The 3,366-nt window shown below is 43.9% G+C and carries 4 protein-coding genes and 1 pseudogene; 2 read left to right on the top strand and 3 right to left on the bottom strand.

The features are described 5' to 3' along the window. Positions 1–150, top strand: a pseudogene (locus GW12_RS15665) (pyridine nucleotide-disulfide oxidoreductase); the annotation flags it as partial. A gap of 243 nt (positions 151–393) precedes the next feature. Here GW12_RS15665 and GW12_RS06135 read toward each other — a convergent pair. The 3 genes from GW12_RS06135 to GW12_RS06125 form a co-directional block, all read right to left on the bottom strand. Continuing rightward, complete coding sequence (locus tag GW12_RS06135) at positions 394–654, bottom strand: YfhL family 4Fe-4S dicluster ferredoxin (RefSeq protein WP_034584921.1); 261 nt, start codon at positions 652–654, stop codon at positions 394–396. Between the two features lie 2 nt (positions 655–656). Next, the gene (gene yegQ, locus GW12_RS06130; RefSeq protein WP_034584919.1) at positions 657–2,048 is read right to left on the bottom strand and encodes a tRNA 5-hydroxyuridine modification protein YegQ; all 1,392 of its coding nucleotides are present in this window, start codon (positions 2,046–2,048) and stop codon (positions 657–659) included. A gap of 145 nt (positions 2,049–2,193) precedes the next feature. Then, complete coding sequence (locus tag GW12_RS06125) at positions 2,194–2,610, bottom strand: Cd(II)/Pb(II)-responsive transcriptional regulator (protein ID WP_034584917.1); 417 nt, start codon at positions 2,608–2,610, stop codon at positions 2,194–2,196. Positions 2,611–2,695: 85 nt separating this feature from the next. Between GW12_RS06125 and GW12_RS06120 the strand changes: the two genes are divergently transcribed. Continuing rightward, positions 2,696–3,319, top strand: a complete 624-nt coding sequence (locus GW12_RS06120) for a cation transporter (protein WP_034584914.1) — start codon at positions 2,696–2,698, stop codon at positions 3,317–3,319. Positions 3,320–3,366: the final 47 nt, after the last annotated feature.

The following is a 3,366-nucleotide window of genomic DNA, read 5'->3' as shown; positions in this document are numbered from 1 at the left end:
ATTAACGAACGCAACGAAACCAATGTGAAAGGTGTATTTGCTGCAGGTGACTGTACCACTGTTCCATACAAACAGATCATCATCGCGACTGGTGAAGGTGCCAAAGCATCACTGTCTGCATTCGATTATATCATCCGTTCTGGCCAATAAGAAAAAGCACCTGGGCTTCCCCAAACCCAGGTGCTAGATACAACGACTGTTGTATTTAATTCCCTTTTTACAGGAATCCGGGACGCTAACACCGGGTTCCTTTTTTTGTTTTTAGATCAGCTAGAAGTGTCCCCAATCACTTCGAGCTGTTCCTTTCCTCCACACTGTTTTTGTTTTGGCTTGTTATTATTCTGCTTCCCCCAAGGCTGATCCTTGAAAAGCACGAAACATGCCATTTTTTAATCAGGTTCTAGAGTTAAATAAATTCAAGCCTTTGAATTTTTCCATCAGTTCTTCTTTACTTTCTACATGCTCTGGATGCGGAATAATGCACTCAATTGGACACACCGAAACGCAGGTTTGGTGATCATAGAAACCGACACATTCAGTACAGCGATTCACGTCGATTTCATAAATTTTGTCGCCTTCATAAATGGCATTATTCGGACATTCCGGCAGGCACATGTCGCAGTTAATGCATTTATCGGTAATCAGCAGTGCCATGTTTAGCTCGCCTGATAAGCCAGTGAAGAGGCAGAAATATCCGCAGTTGATGTCGGCAGATTACGGATCAGCAGTGCATACTGCATATCTACATCTGCAGGCACTGGAATTTCCACCACATGACCTGAACCTTTGGCCTCTTCAATCGGATTGCCTTTTTTGTCTTTCATTTCAGTCAGAGTAAAGGTGATATTACCTTTGGTGGTCATCAGTTCCAGAGAATCCCCCACGACAAAGCGGTTTTTTACGTCAATCTTGATGTAATCGCCGTTACGTTCCAGCACTTCACCACAGAATTGCTGATGGTCGAAGCTGGAAGAGCCATTTTCGTAGTTTTGATATTCACTATGTACATGGCGACGCAGGAAACCTTCGGTATAACCACGGTTCGCCAGTCCTTCAAGTTGAGTCATTAGTGAAGGGTCGAAAGGTTTGCCAGCCAGCGCATCATCAATAGCTTTACGGTAAATCTGGGCAGTGCGTGCACAGTAGAAATAGGATTTGGTACGGCCTTCAATTTTCAGTGAATGTACGCCGATTTTGGTCAGGCGTTCCACATGCTGTACTGCACGCAGGTCTTTGGAATTCATGAAATAGGTGCCATGTTCGTCTTCTTCGGCTGCGAACATGTCTTCATCATTACGTTGCAACAGCACAGGCTCATTGAACTGATGTTGTGCTTCTTTATGTTCTTGATCGATATCTTTTGAACAGCAGCCTGAATCTAGATTTTTCACCGGGATCACATCGCCAGTTTCATCTTCTTTGGCGTCAAGTACCTTGTATTCCCAGCGGCAGGCATTGGTGCAGGCGCCCTGGTTAGCATCTCGCTTGTTCATGTAACCAGATAGCATGCAACGACCAGAATAGGCCATGCACAGTGCGCCATGTACGAACACTTCAATTTCAATATCTGGAACTTGCTGTTTGATTTCTTCGATTTCTTCAATGGATAACTCACGTGACAGGATCACACGGGTCAGACCCATATTTTTCCAGAATTTCACGGTCGCCCAGTTCACGGCATTGGCCTGTACAGACAGGTGAATGTCCATGTGCGGGAAATGCTCACGTACCAGCATGATCAGGCCAGGATCAGACATAATCAGTGCATCCGGCTGCATTGCCACCACAGGTTCAAGGTCACGGATAAAGTTTTTCAGCTTGGAGTTATGCGGCTGGATATTCACCACGACATAGAACTTTTTGCCAAGCTCATGCGCTTCTTTGATCCCAATCGCTAGATTTTCATGGTCAAATTCATTATTACGAACACGCAGACTATAACGAGGTTGGCCTGCATATACCGCATCTGCACCGTAGGCAAAGGCATAACGCATGTTTTTCAGGGAGCCAGCAGGTGAGAGAAGTTCAGTAACGTGAGTTAAGCTCATGATGAAATCAAATGACCTATAAAAAGTACGTCTTTATTTTATGTATCTGGAAACAGGATTCAACCAAGTATTTCACTCGGAAATCATGGTTTTTGTTGATATTTTCAACATTATCAAATAAGTAAAACTGAAATAAATATAGTGTTTATATGTCGTCTGAATCTGTCTGTTCGAGCGTTTTTAGAATCTGACAATGGTCAACGGTCGTCGGTGTATTGCAGCTATTGCGAAGTTCTGAAAGCTGGTTTTTAAAAGCTTCTAATTCTTTCATTTTGTTGGTGATATGCTCTAGATGCAGATCAATAATCTCGTTAACTGCTGCACAGTTCTGGTCAGGATTTTGTTCCAGTTCAATCAGGGTTTCGATTTCCTTTAAGGACATATCCAGATCGCGGCAACGCTTGATAAAAAGTAAGCGTTTCAGTGCTTCATCATCAAAATAACGGTACTGATTGTTTGCTCGAAAATTCGGCTTGATAAAGCCACGTTTCTCATAAAAGCGCACTGTATCCGTAGTTAAATGGGCCTTTTTCGCCACTTCAGAAATTAAATAAAAAGACATGCGTACCTCGTGCTTGACCTTGGAGTTACTCCATAGTTTCTAATGACTGTATCGCATTTAGGATAAAAAATCATCGGAGAAAAATATGGCCTGTAGCTGCAGTCATGAACCGGCACCGATCAAGCCAAATAGCAAATTTCGTATGGCATTATGGATTGCCCTGTTCATTAATTTATTGATGTTTATTGTGGAACTGGTGGGCGGAGCCTATGCACATTCATCTTCATTGTGGGCGGACTCACTGGACTTCTTTGGGGATGCGGTGAACTATGGTATTTCTCTCGCAGTACTGGGAGCAGGGCTGTATTGGCGTGCAACTGTAGCTTTGGTCAAAGGGCTGACTATGGCTGTGTTTGGGTTAGTCGTGGTAGCTAAGGTGATTTATGCCTATATGCTTGGGATTCCGCCTGAAGCATTCACTATGGGGATTATTGGTATTCTTGCTTTGCTGGCCAATGTTATTACCGCTGTGATTCTGTATGCCTTCCGAGAGGGAGATTCCAACATGAAATCCGTATGGCTGTGTAGTCGTAATGACGCGATTGGCAATGTCGCAGTCATTCTGGCAGCGGTTGGCGTCTTTGGAACCGGTAGTTTATGGCCAGATATGATTGTCGCCGTGATTATGGCAAGTCTGGGATTAACAGCCGGTTATCAGATTGTGAAGCAGGCGTTGCTCGAACGGGCAACAAGCCAGCAGTCCATCTAATTCTGATTTGAGAAAAAGCCACCTTCGGGTTAATGCCAGTCAGTTAA

The organism is Acinetobacter sp. HR7 (assembly GCF_000773685.1).
In the GTDB taxonomy this organism is placed as follows: Bacteria; Pseudomonadota; Gammaproteobacteria; order Pseudomonadales; family Moraxellaceae; genus Acinetobacter; species Acinetobacter thermotolerans.
This window is presented reverse-complemented; position numbering and strand designations above follow the sequence as displayed.